This window comes from Achromobacter sp. T5-5 (assembly GCF_055397965.1).
The window spans coordinates 320824-343171 of sequence record NZ_AP027919.1 but is presented as its reverse complement, the minus strand read 5'-3'; the positions used below and the strand labels follow the sequence as shown (position 1 = coordinate 343171).

Annotated in this window: 10 protein-coding genes; 8 read left to right on the top strand and 2 right to left on the bottom strand. The window is 69.8% G+C overall.

The window, feature by feature from the left end; translation table 11 throughout:
• Window positions 1-28 precede the first annotated feature (28 nt).
• The 7 genes from ACZ50Q_RS01615 to ACZ50Q_RS01585 all read left to right on the top strand — a co-directional run bounded on the left by ACZ50Q_RS01615 (window position 29) and on the right by ACZ50Q_RS01585 (window position 17450).
• Window positions 29-10183, top strand: coding sequence for a putative Ig domain-containing protein (locus ACZ50Q_RS01615; RefSeq protein WP_464080330.1), 10155 nt, complete (start codon window positions 29-31; stop codon window positions 10181-10183).
• Window positions 10184-10220: 37 nt separating this feature from the next.
• Window positions 10221-11924 carry a TolC family protein gene (locus ACZ50Q_RS01610; RefSeq protein WP_464080329.1) on the top strand — a complete coding sequence of 568 codons (1704 nt, stop codon included), beginning with the start codon at window positions 10221-10223 and terminating at the stop codon, window positions 11922-11924.
• Window positions 11925-11934: 10 nt separating this feature from the next.
• On the top strand, window positions 11935-12774 hold the full coding sequence (locus tag ACZ50Q_RS01605; protein WP_464080328.1) for an efflux RND transporter periplasmic adaptor subunit: 840 nt from the start codon (window positions 11935-11937) through the stop codon (window positions 12772-12774).
• Entirely contained in the window at window positions 12771-14138 is a 1368-nt protein-coding gene (locus ACZ50Q_RS01600) for an efflux RND transporter periplasmic adaptor subunit (RefSeq protein WP_464080327.1), read from the top strand. Before ACZ50Q_RS01605 ends, ACZ50Q_RS01600 begins: the two co-directional genes overlap by 4 nt.
• Window positions 14123-16297: an efflux RND transporter periplasmic adaptor subunit gene (locus ACZ50Q_RS01595; protein ID WP_464080326.1), complete on the top strand. Its 2175-nt coding sequence runs from the start codon at window positions 14123-14125 to the stop codon at window positions 16295-16297. Before ACZ50Q_RS01600 ends, ACZ50Q_RS01595 begins: the two co-directional genes overlap by 16 nt.
• Before the next feature lie 128 nt (window positions 16298-16425).
• Window positions 16426-17019, top strand: a complete 594-nt coding sequence (locus ACZ50Q_RS01590) for a biliverdin-producing heme oxygenase (protein ID WP_076517734.1) — start codon at window positions 16426-16428, stop codon at window positions 17017-17019.
• Window positions 17016-17450: a YbaN family protein gene (locus ACZ50Q_RS01585; RefSeq protein WP_464080325.1), complete on the top strand. Its 435-nt coding sequence runs from the start codon at window positions 17016-17018 to the stop codon at window positions 17448-17450. The genes ACZ50Q_RS01590 and ACZ50Q_RS01585 overlap by 4 nt, the downstream gene beginning before the upstream one ends.
• Before the next feature lie 136 nt (window positions 17451-17586).
• On the opposite strand, the gene ACZ50Q_RS01580 is transcribed toward ACZ50Q_RS01585, so the two are convergent.
• A complete protein-coding gene (locus tag ACZ50Q_RS01580) occupies window positions 17587-18042 on the bottom strand; it encodes a fasciclin domain-containing protein (RefSeq protein WP_076517738.1) in 456 nt (151 codons plus the stop codon).
• A 191-nt stretch (window positions 18043-18233) separates the two neighbouring features.
• Between ACZ50Q_RS01580 and ACZ50Q_RS01575 the strand changes: the two genes are divergently transcribed.
• On the top strand, window positions 18234-19223 hold the full coding sequence (locus ACZ50Q_RS01575) for a MerR family transcriptional regulator (protein ID WP_464080324.1): 990 nt from the start codon (window positions 18234-18236) through the stop codon (window positions 19221-19223).
• Between the two features lie 117 nt (window positions 19224-19340).
• On the opposite strand, the gene ACZ50Q_RS01570 is transcribed toward ACZ50Q_RS01575, so the two are convergent.
• The gene (locus ACZ50Q_RS01570) at window positions 19341-22280 is read right to left on the bottom strand and encodes an autotransporter outer membrane beta-barrel domain-containing protein (RefSeq protein WP_464080323.1); all 2940 of its coding nucleotides are present in this window, start codon (window positions 22278-22280) and stop codon (window positions 19341-19343) included.
• Window positions 22281-22348: the final 68 nt, after the last annotated feature.

The following is a 22348-nucleotide window of genomic DNA, read 5'->3' as shown; positions in this document are numbered from 1 at the left end:
CACGCACCCCCATTCGCCCAGGACTGCCATGACTTCCCGCCGAATCCCCACGCTCCGCCGCCAGGCCCTGGCCCTGGAACCCCGCTTCCTGCTCGATGCCGCCGCCGTCACGACCGCCGTCGACGTGGCCGCGCAAGCCGCGCCGCCCACCGACGCGGCGCCGGGCGTGGAAGCCACCCCCACGGAGGCGACCGTCATCGTCACCGACAGTTCGGACAGCTTTGCGCCGGTGGACCTGTTCAGCGGCGTGACCGTGCAGACCGACACGGGCGCCGCCGATGAGCTGTCCCAGCTCGTCGTCACGGTGGATCGCAGCGGCAGCGACCAGGCGCTGGTGATCGACGGCAAGACCATTGCGCTGGAAGGCGGCAGCGGCACGACGCGCACGGATGCGGATGGAAATGCGGACGGCTATTTCTACACCGTGTCCGTGAGCGGCAACACCACCACGGTCACGATCCAGCTCGACGCCTTCCAGCCCGAGCCCGCCAGCGTCCAGGCGCTGATCGACGGCATGTCGTACCAGATCCTGGACAAGTCGGTGGACGGCGGCAAGGTGTCGGTGACGCTCAAGAGCCTGACCGACGCCGGCGGCCAGTCGGCGGACCTGAGCGCCATCACGGCGACGATCGACATCGACAGCCGGATCAACGTGGCGCCGGTGCTGACAGGCGACCTGATGCAGGAAGCCGAATACTTCGGCACGGGCAGCCTGGCGGGCGCGAACGAGGTCGCGTATTCCGCCGACGGCAAGTTCGTCTACGCGGCGGGCAGCGACAGCACGCTGTCGGTCTTTTCCGTGGACGCGGCCTCGGGCCTGCTCAGCAAATCGCAGGAGATCACCGCAGCCGACCTGGGCACGGTCAATCACCTGGTGGTAAGCGCGGACGGAAAATCGGTCTACACGATTTCCAGCAATGGCAACCTGATGCAGTGGAACGTCGAGGCGAACGGCGCGCTGCGCCACGCGGCCACGCTGTCCGTGGGCCAGGGTTCCACCGGCGGACTGGCGATCTCGGACGACGGCGCCCAGGTGTACGTGGACGCGTCGAACAACTTCGGCCGCGAGGCGCGGGTCTTCAGCCGGGACGCCGCGACGGGCGCGCTGACGCAGATCCAGCGGCTGGACGCCGTGCGCAATGCCAGCATCGCCACCGCGGGCGGGTATGTCACGGTCATCCACAGCGCCGCGCTGTCGGGCGAAAGCCACACGCTGAAGCTCTATGCGCGCGGCGCCGACGGCACCCTGAGCCTGGTCGACAGCGTGCTGCTGGACCAGACCGGCCAGGCCGCCGTCGACTACGCCATCAGCATGTCCGCGGACGGCAAGCTGCTGTTCGTCGGCCAGCCCGGCGCGCGGAACATTTCCGTCTTCACGCTCGGCGCCGACAACCTGCTGACGCGCGCCGGCACGGTCGCCAGCGACAACATCGGCAGCCTGGCGCTGAACGCCGACGGCACGCTGCTGTATGCCGCCACCACGGACGGCACGATCAGCGTCTACGCCGTCGCGGCCAATGGCGGCCTGACGCTGATCGGCAACGCGCAGGGCCAGACCAGCGGCGCGGACCTCGCGCTGTCGGGCGACGGCACGTCGCTGGTCGTGGCCGGCAACGGCGTGAGCCGCTACACGACGATCCAGTCCCTGACGCTGGGCCAGGACACCGTGCTGGGCGATCGCGTGAACCTGTCCGACCCCAACCACGACCTGCTGGGCAACGGCGCCGGCAACTACCGCGGCGCCAGCGTGTCGATCACCGCCTCCGTGCCGGGCGGCGTGTTCGGGTTCGAGGACGGCAACGGGCTGTCGATGTCCAATGGCGTCATATCCCGCGGCGGCGTGCAGATCGCAACCTACGCCGTCAACGGCGACACCTTGACGGTGCGTTTCGTCGGCGACACCGCCACGGCCGTCGCCAATCAGGTGCTGCAACAGATCAGCTACGGCAATTCCGGCGTGGCGGCAGGCACCTTCATCACGCTCACCGTGCAGGCCAACGACGGCGCGCTGGACAGCGACGCCCTGGCGATCACGTTCCGGAGCAACACGGGGCCGCAGATCGATCCCGGCGTCGCGACGGACTACGCGCCCGCGCCCGTCACCACCGAGTCGGCGTACAGCGCCATCCTGCCCGAGGATCTTTTCCGCGATGCGGACGGCGACGCACTGACATGGCGGGTCACCGGCCTGCCCGCGGGGCTGGCCTTCGATCCCGACACCCGCACCATTTCCGGCAACACGGTCGCCGCCGGCCGGCACCCCATCAGCATCACCGTCACGGACGCCTACGGCGCCAACGTCACGCTGAACCTGGACCTCGTCGTGGCGCAGACGGACAACCGCGCGCCCGTCGTCAGCGCCAGCGCGCCGGCATCCTTCGGGCAGGTCACCATCGGCGCCAGCGACTTCAGCGCGTCGTTGCGCGCGGACATGTTCTCGGACCTGGACAGCCGCTACGGCGACACCCTCACCTGGAGCATCGTCGACACGCTGCCCGCGGGCCTGGTGTTCGACGCCGCCACGCGCACGCTGAGCGGAACGCCCGGCGTCGTGGGCGACTACGTCCTGACCGTGCGCGTCACCGACGCGGGCGGCCTGACCGCCGATCACACGATGACGCTGCGCGTGGTCACCGCCGCGGAAGCGGCCAACCAGCCCCCCGCATTCGACGTGGACGGCAGCGAGCTTACCTACACCGCCGACGGCCGCATCAACGGCTATGGCGACTATGTCTACAGCGTCGAGGTCTCGGACGACGGCCATACCGTCATCGTGCTGGGCAACGCCACCGGCGGCCATACCGTGTCGCCGACGGGCAACAGCACGCTCAGCGTCTACACCCGCAATCCGAACACCGGGGAACTGACGCTGGTGCAGCGCTTCGTGCAGGGCGCCGCGAACGACGGCATCGAGGCCAATGGCATCGAGATCGACGGCCTGGGCAGCGCCGCCTCGGCGGTGTATTCGGCCGACGGCAAGCACGTCTATCTAGTGGGCCAGAAGGAGGGCGGCGGCAGCTACTTCCTGACCGGGTTCAACGTCGGCGCCGACGGCACCCTCGCCCCGACCGGCCAGAGCGTCGCACTCGGCGACGTGCAGGTCAAGCAGATCGCCGTCTCGCAGGACGGCCGCCTGTACGCCATCGCCGGCAATACGCTGTACGCCTACGGCATCGGCTCGGACGGGCAGCTTGCGTCGGCGGGCGTCTATGAGAGCCAGCCCTTCAGCACGGCATCGACCCTCGCGGTGGACGCGCAAGGCCGCGTCTTCGTGGCCGGCGCCAACACCCTGACCATTTACGCCGCCAACCCGGACGGCAGCCTGACCCAACTGGTGGCGCGCACCGGCGACATCGGCAACTTCGCGCGCAGCATCGCGGTATCGGGCGACACGATCTATGTGTCGACCGGCACCACGGGCGTCCTGACGCTGCGCCTGGATCCAGCGACGAACACGGTGACCAAGGTCTCCGCCACCGGGTCCCAGCTCTGGGGCCTGGCCTTGTCGGCCGACGGCAAGACGCTCTACGCCGGCGGCCTGGTCGGCACGATCAACGTGTACAGCATCGGGGCGGACGGCGCGCCCACGTTGGTCAAGACCATTGCGCAGGACGCCTCGGCCGGCAGCTACCGCGCTTTCCGCTTCGGCCTCTCGCCGGACGGCACGTCGATGTACGTGGGCGGCTTCTACAACGCCGGCGGCCTCGGACACATCGACGTCGAAAACGCCATCCAGGGCAGCTACGCCGAAGGCCAGACCCTGCAGCCGGCCGCGGGCCTGAGTTTCTCGGATGCCGACTACGACGCGCTGGCCGCGGGCGCGGGCGACTACAACGGCGCGTCGATCACCCTGGTGCGCGAAGGCGGCGCGAACCCCGGCGACGTCTATGGCTTTGCCGACGGCAATGGCCTCACGCTCGTCGGGGCCGAGATTCGCCTGAACGGCGCCAAGATCGCCGACTTCACCAGCGCCGGCGGCCTGCTCACCATCGCCTTCACCGGCCAGGTCAGCACCGCCACCGCGAACGCCGTGCTGCAACAGGTCACCTACACGCACGCCAGCAAGGACCCCGGCGCGGCCATCCGCCTGCAAGTGCAGGTGCGCGACCAGTACGCCAGCGGCGTGGACAGCATCGTGCTCGATCTGGCCGTGGCGCAGGTGAACGATGCGCCGGTCGTCGATGCCACGCCGGTGAACGCCACCTATGACCCCGCCGAAGCAGCCATCGGCCTCTTCGACGGCACCACGATCTCCACCGTGGAAGCCGGGCAGACCATCGACGGCCTGACCCTGGTCGTGTCGCCGGTCGCCGACGGCGCCAGCGAATCGCTGACCATCGACGGCGTCGCCATTCCGCTGGCCGCCGGGCAGGGCGTCACGGCGTCGGGCCATGCCTACACCGTCACCCTGGACAACGGCACGGCCACCGTGACGATCACGCCGGCGGCCGGCATGACGGGCGCGCAGGCCGCCGCGCTGATCGACGGCATCGCCTACGCCAACCGCGCCTCGTCCCCGACGATGGGCGAGCGCAGCATCGCGCTGACCGCGGTGCGCGACAGCGGCGGCACGGACAATGGCGGCCAGGACACCGCCGAGCCGGACCTCGTCGCCCGCCTGGTTCTGCGCAACGAAGCGCCCGTCCTGGTCACGCCCACCGACTCGCTGGGGTTGGACGAACTGATCACGCAGTTGGGCGAGGACGGCGCATTCGGCGCCCTGGACGGCGTGCTGGCCGTGTCGGAGGTGGAGGGAACGCTCTATGTGCTGCGCACCACCACCCAAACCGACTGGAACACGTTCCAGGAAGTCGAACTGAACACGCTGTACGTGCTTGAGCGTAATGCGGACGGCTCGCTGCGCGTGCTCCAGACCATCGAGAACGGCGACGTGGGCGCCCTGGCGGGCGCGGCAACGCTGCGGGTGTCGGCCGACGGCAAGTCCTTGTACGTGATCGGCAGCCAGGGCGTCGCGCTGTTCTCGCGCGATGCGGGCACCGGGGCACTGACCGCGCAAGGCAGCTTCGGCGCCGACGTCGTCAACGACTACGGCATGATCCGCGATGTGCTGTCCGCCAACGGCATGGTGTACGCGACCGCGGGCGAGAATCTGCTGGTCTTCCGGCAGGACGGCGGCAGCCTCACGCTGGTCAGCACCCTCACCGACGCGGGCGATACCGGCCTGCAGCTGGACGGCGCAAACACGCTGGCGCTGTCGGCAGACGGCCGCTTCCTCTTCGTCGGCACCTCGGGCGGCGGCACGCTGGCCAGCGTGTTCGCGGTGGACCAGACAGGCGTCCCGACTTTCATCATGGCCGCGCAGGGCAAGGACCCGGCCGCCGCCGAACAGTACTACTACACACAGTCCCTGACGGTGTCGCCCGACGGCAAGACGCTCTATGTCGTCGACTTTGACGGCAACGACACCCGCCTGCACACCCTGTCCGTGGCCGCGGACGGCCAGCTCACCGCGCTCGCCACGACGTTGCCGCAGGGCGACGTCCGGCAGGTCGTGGTCTCGCCGGATGGATCGGCCGTCTTCGTCATCGGCGCGGATGCGATCGGCGTGTACCGCCGCGGCGCGGACGGCGTGCCGGTGCGGGTCGGCGAGGTCACGGGCTATGGCGATCCGTTCGGTGACGGCATCTCGTTCGGCGACATCCGCAGCGCCACGCTCAGCGAGGACGGCACCAAGCTCTATCTGGCCGGCCAGTTCCCGTTCTGGGACGGCCTGCTGGTGCTGGACCTGGAGCCCGCTTCCGTGCCCTACACAGAGGGATCCGAGCCGGTGGCGATTCTGCCGTCGGCCACGCTGGCCGACCCCCAGCTCGACGCGCTGGACAACGGCCAGGGCGACTACCAGGGCGCCAGCATCACGGTGGCGCGCGCGGACGGCGCGCACGCCGACGACCGCTATGGCTTCATCGACGGCGGCAACCTGCGGCTGGACGCCGCGAATGGCCTGATCCTGCTGAATGGCGCGGCCGTGGCAACGTTCACGCAAGCGGACGGTGTGCTGACGCTGACGTTCACCGCGTCCCTGAGCAAGGCCGACGCGCAGGACGTGCTGCGCCGCATCGCCTACCGCAATGCCAGCAACGACCCCACCCGCGACGGCGCCAGCATCGTGCTGCGCACCGAGCTGCACGACGGCGACGGCCACCGCGACGAACTGCTGACCCGCATCGAACTGGAGGGCGTCAACAACCCGCCGGAGATCGACACCACGCCGCTGGATCCCACGTTCCAGGCCGAGGGCGAGCCGGTCAAGCTGTTCGACGGCACCACCGTCGACACGGTCGAGTCCGCGGACAACGTGGCGCGCGTGATCGTGACGATCAGTCCCGCCAATGCCCAGGACGTCCTAGGCGTGGGCGGCGGAAGAATACCGCTGAACGCGGATTCCAACGGCCCGCAGACCCTGCCCACGGGCCAGCAGTACATGGTGACCATCGCCAACGGCGTCACCACGGTCACCCTCTACCTGAACGCCTCTTCGGACCGCGCCGCGCAGGTCATCGACAGCCTGACCTACGCCAACACCGGCAGCCCGCTGGACGGCACGCGCACGATCAGCCTGACCGTGCAAGAGGGGAACATCGACAATGGCTCGACGGATGCGGACAAGGTCGCCACCGTCACGCTGACCGGACCGGCCAGCCCCAACACCCCGCCCACGCTCACGGGCGGCGAAGACGTGCCCTACACCGAACGCGCCGACGCCGTCCTGATCGCGCCGGGCGGGGTGGTGGCGGACGCGCAGATGGACGCCTTCAACGGCGGCGCGGGCAACTACGACGGCAGCGTCCTGACCCTAACACTGGGCGCGGGCAAGAGCGCGGCCGACACATTGGGCTTTCAGCCGGACAACGGCCTGACGCTGGAAAACGGCGTCCTGAAAAAGGACGGCGTGGCGATCGGCGCCGTGTCGCAGGCCGACGGCGTGCTGACGATCCGTTTCAGCAGCGCGGCCGGGTCCATCCCCACGACGGCCGACGTGCAGAACACGCTGCGCCAGATCACCTACGCCAACGACAGTCACGCACCCGCGGCCAGCGTGGCCATCAGCGTGACGCTGGCGGACCAGCGCGGACTGCCATCGACGACGATGGACTTCTCCATCGACATCACGGCCATCAACGATGCGCCGGTGGTGGACGCCGATCCGGTGCTGTCGCTGGGCGACCTGACGCATGTGCAGGATCTGACGACGATCCCCGGGCTGGAGACGCCCACCGCCAGCGTCGTGTCCGCCGATGGAACGCGCGTCTACGTGGCCGACGGCAAGGGCGCCATTGCCGTGTTTGACCGGGACGGCGACACCGGCTCGCTGACCTATCTGCGCACGTTCGCCGCCGCGGACGATCTTGCGGGCGTCAAGGAACTGGTGACCTCCGCAGACGGCAAGAGCCTGTACGCCCTGCGCGCCGACGGCAATGCCATCGGCGTCTTTGGCGTGGCCGCCGACGGCACCCTGACGCACCAGGCCACCATCACCAGCAACTACGAGCTGGATGGCGGCAGCCTTTACGACTTGAAGAGCATTGCGCTGTCCGAGGACGGCCAGAACCTGTACCTGCTCAACAACTACGGGATCGTCTATTTCAACCGCGACGCGCAGACCGGCGCGCTGGCCTACGTGGGCGCCGTCAGCGGCGACATGTACGCGGAGCCGTTCCTGTGGCAGCCCACCGACATGGCGGTGCGCGGCGACCTGCTGTTCGTCGTGACCAACACCAGCGCAGGATCGACGCTGATCGTCTACCGCCGCGACGACAGCGGCGCCCTGTCCGTCCTGACGCATATCCAGGGCGGCGGCACGGACGCCGCCGGCCAGACGGTCTCGTTCTCCAACCTGCAGCACATCGCCGTCAGCGCCGATGGCAGCACCCTCTTCGTGTCCAACAGCCGCACCAGTTCCTACGACGGCTGGACGGGGCAGACCGTCGTGCAGGAAAACCCGCAAGCCATCTACGCCTTCCGCCTGAACGCGGCCACCGGCGCGCTCACCCACCTGGGCACCCTGAGCGGCGACCAGACGGTGGAAGGCATTGCGCTGTCCGACGACGGCAAGGCGCTCTTCGTCACGCTGGCCGATGGCACGCTCAACTACTACGCCACGGCCAGCCTCGGGCTGATCGCCTCGCACAGCCTGGACGGCGCGACCGGGATCGCCCTGTCGGCGGACGGCGCGGTGATCGTGGTGGGCAACGGACTGGACGTCCTGAACGCGCCGCCGGCGCCCCCGCCCGTCTATGTGACCGATGGCGAGCCGGTCCCGCTGGCGCCCACGTTGGCGCTGAGCGATGCCGAAATGGACGCGGCGGACAACTACCAGGACGCCAGCGTCACCTTCACCGGCCTGCCGGGCGACGTTTACGGCATCCTGGCGGGCGAGGGCTACACCCGCGACGGCGATGTCATCCTTTTCAACGGCCAGCCCATCGCCACGCTGACGCAGGCCGACGGCGTCGCCACGCTGCGCTTTACGGCGCAGATCAGCCGCGCGGACGCCAACGCGCTGCTGCACCGCGTGACCTACGCTGGCGCGGACGGCGCGCCGGGCACGCGCACCATCACGGTGGTCCTGAACGACGGCGAGGCCGCCAGCGCCGCCTATTCGGTGGACGTGACGCTCGCGCTGCCCAATCAGGCGCCCGAGCCGGGCAGCGACGCCTACACGCCCGACCCGGCGATGGCTGGCCGAGACTATTCGGTGACGTTGCCGGAAACCCTGTTCAACGATCCCGACGGCGACGCGCTGCAGTGGCGCGTCAGCGGCTTGCCGGCCGGACTGGTGTTCGATCCCGCCACCCGGACAATCTCCGGCACGATCGCGGACACCGGACGGTTCACCATCGTGATCACCGTGACGGATCCGCAGGGCGCCACGGCGTCGCGCGAGCTGGTCCTGGAAGCCGTCGAGCCGCCCAACACCGCGCCGGTGGACAGCGGCATCCCGCTGGCGCCCGACGCCGCGCGCATCGGCGAGCCCTACGCGTACACCTTGCCCGCCGGCCTCTTCACCGACGCTGACGGCGATGCGCTCGCCTGGCAGGTCACGGGCCTGCCGGACGGGCTGGTCTTTGACCCCGCGACCCTGACGATACGCGGCACGGCCACGTCCGCCGGCAGCGTCGCCGTGGTGGTCAGCGCAACCGACGCCTCGGGCGCCCGCGTGTCGCGCATCGTCACGCTGACGGTGACGGCGGCCGAAACGGCGCCGAATCCGGGCACGGATCCTGGAACGACCCCTGGCACGAATCCTGGCACCAGCCCCGGCACGGATCCTGGAACCAGCCCTGGAACCAACCCGGACCCCAACGCCAATCCCAACCCCGGCACGCCGGCCGATCCGCCGCCACCCGACCTCAGCACGCAACGCTTTTCCGTGTTTGCGCGCGATCCGTTGAACGACGGCGAAGACGCGTTGCAGCTATTGCGCCAGCGTCTCGGGCAACCGGCGCCCGCGCCCTCCGAGCCATTCGACGTTCCCGGCCACGACGGCTTGTCCAAGCCGGCGCCATGGACGTCGTCGGCGCTGCTCGACGCGCTGCTCGCGGACTCGCTGGACCGGCGCGACGCCGACGCGGCGCGCCCGTTCACGCTGGATGCGCCTGCCGGCATCAAATCCCCGCTGGTGGTGCTGGCCAGCCCCGACGCGCCCGGCCTGTCCATCGCGGCCGCGGCGCTCACCGGCCACTGGCGCGCCGACGCGGCGGGCAACCGCCACGTCTACGCGCTGCCCGCCGGCCTCGTGCGCAGCAGCACGCCCATCGCCTCGATGACCCTGCGCATGGCCGATGGCGCCGCGCTGCCGCCGGGCGTGCGGCTGGACGCCGCGCGCGGCCTCATCGTCGCGCCGGGCCTGGCGCAGGTCCAGACGCTGTCGCTGCAACTGGTGGTGCGCGCCGCCAGCGGCGAGTCCCGCGCCATCGCCATCACTGTCTCCGGCGACCGCCTGGGCCTGGGACGCGACGACAGCGCCGCGCTCGCCACGCGCGACGACGCCCCCGCCGCCGACAAGCCCGCGCTGACCCAGCAACTGCGCCACAGCGCCGCGCAGGACGTGCTGGCGCAGGCGCGGCAGTTCCTCGCGTCCCTGGACGATGACGCCGCGCCCGCCGCCTCCGATCCGGCCGCCGCCGCCCGTCAGGCCGCCCCTCTCCATGCAGCAAGCTGATTCAGACATGACTCCTTTCTTTGATTCCGAAACGCCCATGACACACCGCGCCCGCCGCTTCGCCCTGACGGTGCTCGCCACCGCCGTTCTCGCCGGCTGCGCCGTGACGCCGCCCGACACGCTGAGCACGCAGGACCTGCTCCAGCTCGACCAGGCCGACCGCGGCGCCATGTTTGCCCGCCAGGAGCCGGTGACGGGTCCCATCACGCTGGATGAGGCCATCGCCCGCGCCGTCAAGTACAACCTGGAGCAGCGGCTGGCCCTGATGGAGCGCGCGCTGGAAGACGACCTGGTGGACGTGCAGAAGCAGGGCATGCTGCCCAAGCTGACCGCCCGCGCGGGCATGCGCGCGCGCAACAACGATTACGGTTCGTCCAGCGAATCGCTGGCCACCGGCCAGCAGTCGCTCGTGCCCTCGACCAGCCAGGAGCGCGACACGCACACGGCCGACCTGCAACTGACGTGGAACGTGCTGGATTTCGGCCTGAGCTACTTCGGCGCCAAGGCGCAAGGCAACAAGGCGCTGGCCGCGGAAGAGCGGCGCCGCCGCGTGGTGGCCGACATCATCCGCCAGACGCGCACCGCCTACTGGAACGCCGTCACCGCCGAACGTCTGAAGGACCGCGTGGCCTCGACCCTGGCCGAAGCCCGCCAGACGCTGGAATACGCGCGCCAGACCGAGCAGAAACGGCTGGTGGCGCCCATCCTGGCGCTGCGCTATCAGCGCGACCTCCTGAACATGGTGCGCCAGACCGAAGCGCTGGACATCGAACTGGCGCAGGCCAAGGCCCGGCTCGCCACGCTGATGAACCTGCCGCCCTCGGCCGACTTCCAGCTGGCCGCGCCCGACGCGGCCACGCTCGCGCCGCCCGCCCTGGCCTACGAACTGCAGGACCTGGAGGCCCTGGCCATGGTCCGCCGTCCGGAACTGCGCGAAGAAAGCTACCTCGCGCGCAACGCCGTGCTGGAAACGCGCATGTCGCTGCTGCGCCTGTTGCCCAACGCCTCGCTTTTCGGCGGGCTGAACTACGACAGCAACAAATACCTCGTCAACAACAACTGGGCCGACGCCGGCATGCAGGTCAGCTGGAACCTCCTGAACGTGCTGTCGTGGTCGTCCATCAGCCGCGCCGGCGAGTCGCGCGAAAAGGTGGCCGAACTGCGGCGCCAGGCGCTGCGCATGACGGTGCTCAGCCAGGTCCACATCGCATGGCTGGAACGCCAGCGTGCCGAGACTGCCTTTCGCCGCGCCAGCGAGCTGAGCCGCCTGCAGGATGCGATCCAGGTGCAGACCGAAAACGCCGCGCGCAGCAGCGCGGAAACGCACCTGGAAGTCGTGCGCGCCAAGGTCGAAACGCTGCTCGCCACGCGGGCGCGCGACCTGAGCTACGCGGAGCTGGTCAATGCGCAGAACACGATCTACCAGGCGGCCGGCATCGACCCCTTGCCCGATCGCATCGCCGACGAGAGCCTGGCCAGCCTGGCGCGCGACATCGCCGACACCAACCGGCAGATCGAGAGCGGCCACGTCGACATCCCGCGCCTGGTCCCGCCGCCGCAGGCTGGCGCGCCGGAAGGGCTGGCCGTCGCCACCCCCGTGGCCGACGCGGCCGCGCCCGTCATCGAGCCGGCCATCCCGGCCGCGCTGCGCACGGTCACCGGCAATCTGTGGAGCAGCCTGGGCTCGGTCGCCGCCGCCGGCCCGGCGGACGCCTCGGCACTGCCAGCGGGCGCGCGCTGATATGCGGAACGTGATCCGATCCGCCACGCGCGCGGGCCTGCTGCTGAGCGTCTGCCTGGCCCTGCCGCCCGCGGCCCTCGCCCAGGCGCCGGGACCGACCCCGCTGGCCGCGCCGCTGCCCGCGGCGGGAACGCCTGCCATGCCCGCCGCGGCCGCCACTCCCGCCCCCGACAGCGCCCGCGCGCAACTGGTGGCCGCGCGCCGTGCCGTCATCTCAAGCAGCCTGTCCGGCAAGATCGACGCGCTGCCGTTTCGCGAGGGCGACCGCTTCAAGCAGGGCGATGTGCTGGTCGCCTACGACTGCGCCTTGAACCGCGCCCGCCTGGAACGCGCCGTGCTGGCCGAATCGGCCGCGCGCAAAAAGCAGGCGGTCGCCGAACAGCTCGAAGCGCTGCGCTCCATCAGCCGTTCCGACGTCGAACAGGCGCGCGCGGCCGTGGCCGTCGCGCGCGCGGAAAGCAGCGCCGAACGCGTCCTCGTGGACCGCTGCGCCATCAACGCGCCGTTCGCGGGCCGGGTCGGCGAAACCTACGCGCGCGCCGCCGAAAGCGTGGCCGAAGGCGAGAAGCTCCTCAGCATCTACGACGACTCGGCCTTCGAGCTGGAAGCGATCGTGCCGTCGCGCTGGCTCGCCTGGCTCAAGCCCGGCTCGGCGCTGCGCATCACGGTCGACGAGACGGGACGCACCTACGAGGCCGCGGTGTCGCACATCGCGGGCGCGGTGGACCCGGTCAGCCAGTCGGTCAAGATCATCGGACGCCTCGCGGATGCGCAGGACACCGCCGCGCAACTGCTGCCGGGCATGAGCGGCAGCGTCCGCGTGGACCTTCCCGCCACGGGCGCGCCGTGACAGACGCCGTTTCTAAAGAACAGCGGCTGGCCGCGCTGCTCCAGCTGGAAAAGCGCGCGCGGGCGTGCGCGGACACGGAGGGGCTGGGCTTCCTGATGGTCAACGACACGCATGCGCTGGCGCCGTACCGGCAGGCGGCGCTGTGGCTGCCGCGCGCCGGCGCGGACGGCCGGATCGCCGCGCTGTCGGGCCTGGCCGTGCCGGATGCGAACGCGCCCTACACGGCGTGGCTGGCCGGCCTGCTGTCGCGTCGCGCGGACGATGGCACGAGCGGGAGCTTTTCCGCCAGTCCCGATGAACAGGCGATGTGGGCAGAGCATCTGCCGGGCCATGGCCTGCTGCTGCGCTTGCCGCTGAATGCGGCGGACGGCGCGCGCCCCCGCGACGCCCTGCTGGCCTTGTGGCGCGACGCCCCGTGGACGGGCGCGGAGACCGCGATGCTGGGCCTGCTGGCCGACGCCTACGCCCACGCCTGGCGCGCCCTCGCGCCCGCGCGGACGCCGCGCGGCGCGGCCGCCTGGTGGTCCCGCCTGCGCCATGGCAGACGCCGCACGCGCATCTGGCTGGCGCTGGGCCTGGCCGCCGTCGCGCTCCTGTTCGTGCCGGTCCGCCAATCGGTGCTGGCGCCCGCCGAAATCGTGGCGCGCGCGCCGATGGCCGTGCGCGCGCCGCTGCAGGGCGTGGTCGACCAGATCGCCGTCACGCCGAACCAGGCCGTGGAGAAAGGCCAGTTGCTGGCCGCGCTGGACGTGCGCGACCTCGAAGGGCGGCTGGAAAGCGCCCGCCAGGCGCTTGCCGTCGCCGAAGCCGAACTGCGGCAGAACCAGCAGCAGGCGCTGGTCGACGACCGCAGCAAGGCCACGCTGGCGCTGGCGCAGGGCAAGCGCGCACAGGCCGCGAGCGACATGGACTTCTATGCCCGGGCCGTGGCGCGCGCCCAGTTGCGCGCCGAACGCGCCGGCATCGTGCTGTTCGACGACCCGGCCGACTGGATCGGCAAGCCCGTCGCGCTGGGCGAGCGCATCATGATGGTCGCCGACCCGGCGGACGTCGAACTGGACATCCACTTGCCGGTCGGCGACGCCATCGCGCTGCCGGACCAGGCCCCGGTCCGCCTCTTTCTGAACACCGCGCCGGCCGATCCCTTGCCCGCCACGCTGCTGCGCGTGGGCTATCGCGCCGCCCCCACCGCCGACGGCACCATGGCCTATCGCGTCCGGGCGCGCCTGGACGACGACGCGCTGGCCGCGCAGCCGCGCGTAGGTCTCAAGGGCACCGCAAAGCTGTACGGCGAGCGCACGCCGCTGGCCGGCTACCTGCTGCGCAAACCGCTGTCAACGCTGCGCGTATGGCTGGGCATGTGAGCGGCGCGCTGCCCGCGCTGCGCGAAGAGCTGCTGCTGCATCGCGCACCGCCCAACCACGACGGCTCGCCGGCCTGGACGCTGGAAGACCCGGGCCGGGGCCTGTTCTTCCAGATCGGCTGGGCGGAAGCGGAAATGCTGGCGCGCTGGGGCCTGGGCAGCGCCGATGCGGTGGCCAGCGCGGCGGCCCGCGACACCACGCTGGCGGTCAGCGAGGAAGACGTCGAGGACTTTGCCCAGTTCCTGCAGGCCAACAGCCTGGCGCAACTGCGCGGCCCCGACGCCATCGCGCGCTACGCCAAGGAAGCGCAGGCGCGGCGCAGCAGCCATTGGCTCAAGAGCCTGGTCCACCAGTACCTGTTCTTCCGCATCCCGCTGGTCCGTCCCGACGCGTTTCTCGAACGCACGCTGCCCGCGGTGCGGCGTGCGCTGCTGTCGGGCGTCTTCTTCCGGCTGACGCTGGCGGCCGGCGTACTGGGGCTGTTTCTCGCCGCGCGCCAGTGGGACCAGTTCCTGCACACCTTCCTGCACTTTTTCACGCTGGAAGGCGCGCTGGCCGCCGCCGTCACGCTGGGCGCGGCCAAGGTGCTGCACGAGCTGGGCCACGCGTACGCGGCCAAGCACCATGGCTGCCGCGTCGCCACCATGGGCGTGGCGTTCATGGTCATGTGGCCGGTGCTGTACACCGACACGTCGGGGGCCTGGCGCCTGGCCAGCCGGCGCCAGCGCATGTCGATCGGCGCTGCCGGCATGCTGGCCGAGACCGCACTGGCCGCCTGGGCCACGCTCGCGTGGAGCTTCCTGCCCGACGGCATGTTGCGCAGCGCCGCGTTCACCCTGGCGACGACGACCTGGCTGCTGACCCTGGCCGTCAACCTCAATCCGCTGATGCGCTTTGACGGCTACTTCCTGCTGACCGATGCGCTCAATGTCCCCAACCTGCAGAACCGGTCGTTCGCGCTGGCGCGGTGGCGGCTGCGCGAATGGCTCTTCGGACTGGGCGAGGACCGGCCCGAGGTGTTCGCGCCGTGGCGCGAGCGCACGCTGATCGCCTACGCGTTCTGCGTGTGGATCTACCGATTCTTCCTGTTCCTGGGCATTGCCCTGCTGGTCTATCACATGGCATTCAAACTGCTGGGCATCGTCCTGTTCGCCATCGAGATCGTGGCGTTCGTCCTGCGCCCCATCTACAACGAACTGCGCGCCTGGCGCGAACGCCTGACCCGCCATCGCGGCGGCGGCTGGAACCGCCGCAGCCGGATCACGGCCTGCGTCGCGCTGATCGCGGTGCTGGCCGTCATCGTGCCGTGGCGCACGCGCGTCGAGGCGCCCGCGCTGATGCGCGCGGCGCAGCAGGCCCGCATCGTCGCGCCCGCGGGCGCGCAGATCCAGCAGATCGCCATCGGCCCGGGCCAGCCGGTCCGCGCCGGCGAGACGCTGTTCGTGCTGGACGCGCCCGACATCGCGCACGAGATCGAATCGCTGGCGCGCCGCATCCGGCTGCTGCAATGGCAGCAATCCTTTCAGGCCATGACCCGCGACACCGCGGCCTCGGTGCCGGTCGCCGCCGGCGAACTGCAGGCGGCGCGCGAACGCCTCGATGTGCTGTCGCGCCAACGCCAGCAGCTCACCATCCGCGCGCCCTTCGACGGCGTCGCCGCGGAGCTGGCCGATCCGCTCGCGCCGGGCGAATGGGTCGGCGAAGGCGAATGGCTGGCCTCGCTGGCCGATCCGGCGCACATGATCGTCGAAGCCTACGCGTCCGAAGGCGACCTGCATCGCCTGCGCGCCGGGGCCCGCGCGCGGTTCTTGCCCGAGGACCCCGGACAGGACGCCATCGCCCTGATCGTGGCCGACATCGGCGCCACCGCCACCCGGCGCCTGAACGCCGCGCCCGAACTGAGCTCCACCCATGGCGGCGCGGTCGCCGCCGTGCAGGCGCCGCAGGGCGCGGGTCGTCCCGACCCCGAATCGCAAGGGCTCTTGCCCGAGAGCGCCGTCTATCGCGTGATGCTGCGCCCCGCCGACGCCTCGGGCGCCGCCATGCCGCGCCTGCAGGCCCTGCGCGGCACCGTGGTCATCGACGGACAGGCCGAAAGCCTGCTGCGGCGCGCGTGGCGGCGCGGCGCGGCGGTGCTGGTGCGCGAAGCCGGCTTCTGAAACCGGGGCATTGCATTGTTAAGCATCTTTAACGTGTCATCGGGCAGACGCTGCGAAATAATAAGACTCATCATCATCCATCTCCCCGATGGATCGTCTTTCCCCATGACCCTCATCCCTCATTGACGATGACCACCGACACCCTCGAACGTCCCTCGCTGTCGCACCGCCTCAAGCATGAAACCGCGGACCAGCACGAGCGCATGCATCGCCTCATGGAACGCGGCGCACCCTTCTCGAGCCGCATCGCCTACGCCCGCTTCGTCGCCGCGCAATATCTCTTCCAGCGCGACGTGGAATATCTGTTCCAGGACGACGCCGTCAAACGCGCCGTGCCGGACCTGCAGGCGCGCGGCCGCGAAGACGCCTCGCTGGCCGACCTGCGCGACCTGGACGCCGCGGTGCCCGAGGATGGCATCGCCAGCGTGGGGGTGACCATGCCCGAAGCCCTGGGTTGGCTGTACGTGTCGGAAGGCTCGACGCTGGGTGCCGCCTTCCTCTTCAAGCAGGCGCAGGCCGACCTGGGCCTGTCGGCCGACTTCGGCGCGCGCAACCTGGCCGCCTATCCGGAAGGCCGCGCCCTCGTCTGGCGCCGCTTCGTCGCCTCGCTGGACAGCGACACGCTCGACCCGGCCACGCACGACGCCGTGATCGCCGGCGCCAACGCGGCCTATGACCGCTTCGGCGAATTGCTTGAACGGCACTTCGAACTCGGCGCATGACGCCACGCAAGCCGTGGGTCCGCGCGCTGTACCTCGCGCTGGCCTTCATCAGCATCGCGCTCGCCGTCGCCGGCGTATTCCTGCCCGGCCTGCCCAGCACCGAATTCGTGCTGCTGGCCTCCTGGGCCGCGGCGCGCAGTTCGCCCCGGCTGCACCGCTGGCTGCACGAACATCGCTGGTTCGGACCCATGCTGCACAACTGGCACAACGGCCGCATGGTCGCGCGCCGCGCCAAATACATGGCCACGGTGTCGATGACGCTTTGCATGATCGTGATGACGCGCACCATTCCCCATCCCTGGGTCGTCTGGCCGCTGTGCCTGACGATGGCGGCGGTGCTGGTGTGGATCTGGCTGCGCCCTGAACCTGCGGGAGCGCCCGACCGTTCGACGGCGCCGCTGCCGGCGGGCCGGCACGTGCATCGAACCTAGGGAACCTCACGACGTCCAGGGCGACAGCGCCGCCGTGGACGCGCCCGACGCGTCGCAGAAACGCGCGGCGCAGGGCAAAAAGGATAGGCCACGCTCCTGCCGTGGCCTATCAAGGCCGGACATCTTTCCCGCCTGCTTACTTCGGCATGAGCACGGTATCGATGACGTGAATGACGCCGTTGTCGGCCACGACATCCGTCTTCACCACTTTCGCGTTATCCACCATGACCGTCCCGCCCTTGACGGTCACCGTCAGCGAGCTGCCCTCCACCGTTTTCACGGGGCCGGCCTTCACGTCCTTGGCCATGACCTTGCCGGGCACGACGTGATACGTCAGGACCTTGGTCAGGGCCGCCTTGTCCTTGAGCAGCGCGTCGAGCTTGTCCTTGGGCACCTTGGCGAAGGCCTCGTCGGTCGGCGCGAACACGGTGAACGGGCCCGGCCCCTTCAAGGTATCGACCAGCCCGGCCGCCTGCACGGCCGTGACCAGGGTATTGAAAGACCCCGCCGACTTGGCGGTGTCGACGATGTCGGCGGCATAGGCGCTGCCCAGCGCCAGGGAGAGCGAAATACCTGCCAGAAGACGTTTCATGGTTGACTCCTTTGTCCAATTGATCCGCACCGCAGCGGCGGGGGGTTTACAAGCGGCGAAAGCGGGAATCTGAACCGCTTAGGAAATGAATTTACGCGGCGAAAAGCTGTTCGTCCATGATTTGAACCGCTACAATTCAACATTATCGGTTCAATAACGGGTCAACACAGAGGAAAGCAATGGGGAACACCATGGAACCCGCGCATCCGGCTTCAGAGGACAGCCACATCACCTATCGCAGCGGCGTGGCGGCCCGCCTGGCGGGGTTGTCACCGGAAACCCTGCGCGTCTGGGAACGCCGCTACAACCTCACGCAGGTCGAGCGCTCGGCGCGCGGACAACGGCTGTACTCGGCCGAACAGGTCCGCCGGCTCAGTCTGCTCAAGCAGCTGGTCGATCAGGGGCATGCCATCGGCGTGCTGGCGCCCATGTCCATGGACCAGTTGCAGGAACTCGCCGGCGCGGCCGCCCGGCAACCCAAGCCGCAGGGACCGCTCAGGCTGGGCGTCATCGGCGCCAACCTGGCCCGGCGCATTGCCGGCAGCGGCCGCGACGGATTGGATCTGGTGGTGCAACAACACTGGCCGGCGCTGGATCAGGTCGCGCTCGCGCCGCCGGATGGCGACATCGAAGTGCTGGTGATCGAACTGTCCGAACTGCACGACAGCGCAATGCCGCTGATCGTCGCCGCCGCGCAAGCCTGCGGCGGGGCCGCCGTGGTCGTGCTGTACCGCTTCTGCGCCAGCGCGACGATCCGCGCCTTGCGCGCGCACGGCTGCCTGGCCGCGCGCGTGCCGGCGGACATCGGCGAACTGCTGTTGCTGTGCCGCTCGGCGCTGGCGGGCGAGCGGCTGCCCCCGGTCCAGGCGCCGAGCGCGCCGCCGGAATTGCGATTCGACGAGCACGCGCTCTTCACCATCATGGCGTCTGGCAGCGGACTCAAATGCGAGTGCCCGAGGCACCTGGCGGACCTGCTGCTGATGGTGGGAAGCTTCGAGCGCTACAGCGCCCAGTGCGCCTCGCGCAACGACGAAGACGCGCAGTTGCACAACGAACTGGGCCGCGCCGCAGGCCAGGCGCGCGCAATCCTCGAAGTCGCGATGGAAAGACTGGCAAGGACCGAAGGGCTGCCCTTGCCGGCAGGAATCGCCAAAGAGGACGCGGGCAAAAAAACGCGCTGAAGGCCAGGTCCCTGGACCCAGCCCGCAGCGCGTCGCGACGATGCGGATTCATGATCGGCATCGTGCCCGGATTCGTGCCCTGGCCCGGGCATTCCTCCGGTCACGTCCCATGCCGGCTTAGAAGCGCGTCATCAGCTTGAACATGCCCGCCTGCTGGCGGTTGCCGCCGCCGAACTGCGCGTCGTATGCCACGCCGGCCGTCGTGTTGCGCGTGAGCGCCACTTCGGCGCCCAGCCCCAGCACCGCGGCGTCGCGCGCGATGGGCACGCCCGACACCGTGAAGGTGCTGCCGCCCTCGAAGGCCAGCTTCTGCGTCGGCTTCACATCGCCCATCGCATGGCGCCAGCCCAGCGTGGCCGTCAGGCGGCCCGGCGCGCTGTCGGAGCCGATCAGCATGGCGCCGCGCAGGCCCAGCGTGGTGCTCGTCACATCGTCCGTGCTGCCCTCGCCGCGCAGCGCGGCGGTGCCGCCCGATTCCTGGAAACCGCGCGTGCGTACCTGGTTCCAGGCCACGCCGGCAAAGGGCTCGATCGCGTAGGCGTCGCCCAGCGGCAGCTTGTAGCCAAGCTCCGTGAACACTTGCGTCGACGAGGCGTCATACGACGATTCGAGCCGCTGGTTCAGGCCGCCGACCGCCACGTTGCGCTTGGCGTCGATCTCGTGCCACGTGTAGGCCGCGCCCGCCATGAACCGGAAATGTCCCGGTCCGGCCTCGATGTTCTTGCCGCCGAAGACCGTTGCCGTGTAGCTGTCGACGCTCATGCGCGACGACACATCGGCGACCGAGTTGTGGCTGCCGGTGTAGCCCACCGCGCCGCCCAGGCGCCAGCCGCCTCCCACCGCGCCGTCGCCGCCGACAAAGAGCCCGCCCGCCGACTGGTGCACGCTCGACGCGTTGCCGTCGCCCCCGAAGGTGCTCCAGTTGCCGAAGGCCTGCGCCCAGATGGGCGATGCGCCGCTTTGCGGCAGGGCATCGGAAGACGCCATGCCCAATTGGGCCGTGGGACGTCCCGCGACCATGGGAGCATCGAGGTTGCCGCGCAGGTGCGCCAGCGGCAGCGTCTGCACCGCGTCGCCCTGGCCTTGCAGCACGCTGCCGGTGCTGGCGTACGCCTCGCCGGAAAGCTGCTTCAGGGCCGCGCGCGCCTGGTCGGGCGTCATGGCAAGCACGGCCTGCGTCACCTGGCTGGCGCCCGTGGCCTGGCCTGCGCCATTGCCGCTGGCGACCAGCGACGAGCCGGCGCCCGGCGCGACGGGATTCGTGCCCGCGGGCGTGGATTCCGTACCGGTGGCGGCCGAACCGCTGCCGCTCGGGGCCGTCGTGCCGTTGCCCGTGGACGCCGAGCCATTGCCGCTCGGGGCCGAACCATTGCCCGTGGTCGTCGAGCCATTGCCGCTCGGGGCCGATCCGTTGCCCGTGGATGCCGAGCCATTGCCGCTCGACGGCGGCGCTTCCTGGTCCAGCGCATCGCCGACACTGGTCTGGTTGTCCGTGTCGCCCACGCTGCCGATCGGCACGTCATTGCGCGACAGCGTCATGAACGCATTCTTCGCGTCATAGCTGAGCGTCGGCGTCAGGAACGCATACGCGCTGGACACGCCGGTGAACTGGCCCTGGATGCCGCCGTCCGCCGTCAGGATGTTGTACGTCGTGCGCGGCGCATAGTTGCCGTTCGGACCGACGTGCGCCACCGTGCCATCGAGATACGCAACGCCCGTCACATGGATGCGGTCGCTGGTGCTGCTGGTGGGATCGGCATGCACGCGATAGATCGTGTCCTGGCCGAAGTTGAGATTGCCGTTGACCGTCAGCGTCCCCATCGGCGTGCCATCGTTACCCGGCGAAATGACGGCCGTGGGATACAGCGTCGTGCTGCCCACTTGCCCCACGCCCGCCAGCACCACCTCGCGGCCGATGTCCATCGGCCCATTCAGCTTGCCGTTGATCTCCAGCGCGCCGTCGGCAATGAAGATGGGACCGGTCAGGTTGCTGCTGTCGCCATTCAGGATGACGGAGCCGACGCCGGTCTTCACAAAGCCTTCCGAGCCTTGCAGCGGGTTGTCGATGATGTCGACGAACCTGCCCGCCGCATACGTGCCATCGCCCACGACGATCACGGGCGGGTTGCCGCCGGTGCCCACCAGCGTGATGGGCGCGCCTTGCAGGCGATACCGGTCCGTGGCGAACTGCAGGCCCGACACGCGCACGGGACCGGCGCCGCCATCGACCGTCACCGTTCCCGCCGCGCCCGTGAAGATCGCATAGCCGCCATCGGGCAGCGCGCCGGTGGCGTTGGTCGGGCTGCTCCAGTTGCCGCTCGCCGCGCTCCAGGTGCCGTCGCCGCCGCCCGCATTGGCCGCGGACGCGACGCCATTGCCGTTCCACAGGTTGGTCGTGCTGGGGCCCAGGACCAGGTTGATGTGCTTGTCGCCCGTCAGCGTCTGGATCGTCGCCGCCGGCGCCGAATCGCCAGACACCGTGCCCAGCGTCAGGCCCGAGCCGCTCAAGGTGCCGCCGTACGACAGGATGCGGTAGAACCCGGCGTTGACGCCGTGCGTGCTCACCTTCACATTCAACGTCGTGTTGTTCAGCGCAACATTGCCGCCCACGGTGATGTTGTCGCCCGTGCCCGGCTGCGTGATCGGCAGGCCCGCATAACCGGTCTCGAAATCGAACACGGCGTTATTCATCGACAGATTGCCGTTCACGACCAGATTGCCGTTGGACACGCCGGTCGGCGTGTCGACCCAATAGCCCGGCGCGACTCGCGCGTTGCCCGTCACATTCAGATCGCCATTGATCGAACCGAAACCCGCGACCGTGCCATTGGACATGGCGTTGACGTTGCCGCCGATCGCCACACCCGACCCGCCGCCATTCCCGCCGATCACCACCGTGCCGCCGTTGACGTCGATTCCGCCCGGAAAGTTGGCTGACCCGTCAAACACCTGCGTATTGCCCGACCCGATCGTCAGGTCCGCCGCGATGACGCTACCCCCATAGGACGCGCTCAAGGCGAGCGTCGCCGTCAGCCACTTCTTTGTGCCGTTTGCCAAAACTTCATTCCTCCGGATTAATCGAGCTTCCTTTCACACATTACCGATATGTTTAAAAAGTATCGGCA

Coding starts and splice junctions, on each gene's coding strand:
- ACZ50Q_RS01585 (WP_464080325.1), top strand. CDS start 17,016: ATGACGCCACGCAAGCCGTGGGTCCGCGCGCTGTACCTCGCGCTGGCC.
- ACZ50Q_RS01610 (WP_464080329.1), top strand. CDS start 10,221: ATGACACACCGCGCCCGCCGCTTCGCCCTGACGGTGCTCGCCACCGCC.
- ACZ50Q_RS01595 (WP_464080326.1), top strand. CDS start 14,123: ATGGCTGGGCATGTGAGCGGCGCGCTGCCCGCGCTGCGCGAAGAGCTG.
- ACZ50Q_RS01615 (WP_464080330.1), top strand. CDS start 29: ATGACTTCCCGCCGAATCCCCACGCTCCGCCGCCAGGCCCTGGCCCTG.
- ACZ50Q_RS01575 (WP_464080324.1), top strand. CDS start 18,234: ATGGAACCCGCGCATCCGGCTTCAGAGGACAGCCACATCACCTATCGC.
- ACZ50Q_RS01590 (WP_076517734.1), top strand. CDS start 16,426: ATGACCACCGACACCCTCGAACGTCCCTCGCTGTCGCACCGCCTCAAG.
- ACZ50Q_RS01580 (WP_076517738.1), bottom strand. CDS start 18,042: ATGAAACGTCTTCTGGCAGGTATTTCGCTCTCCCTGGCGCTGGGCAGC.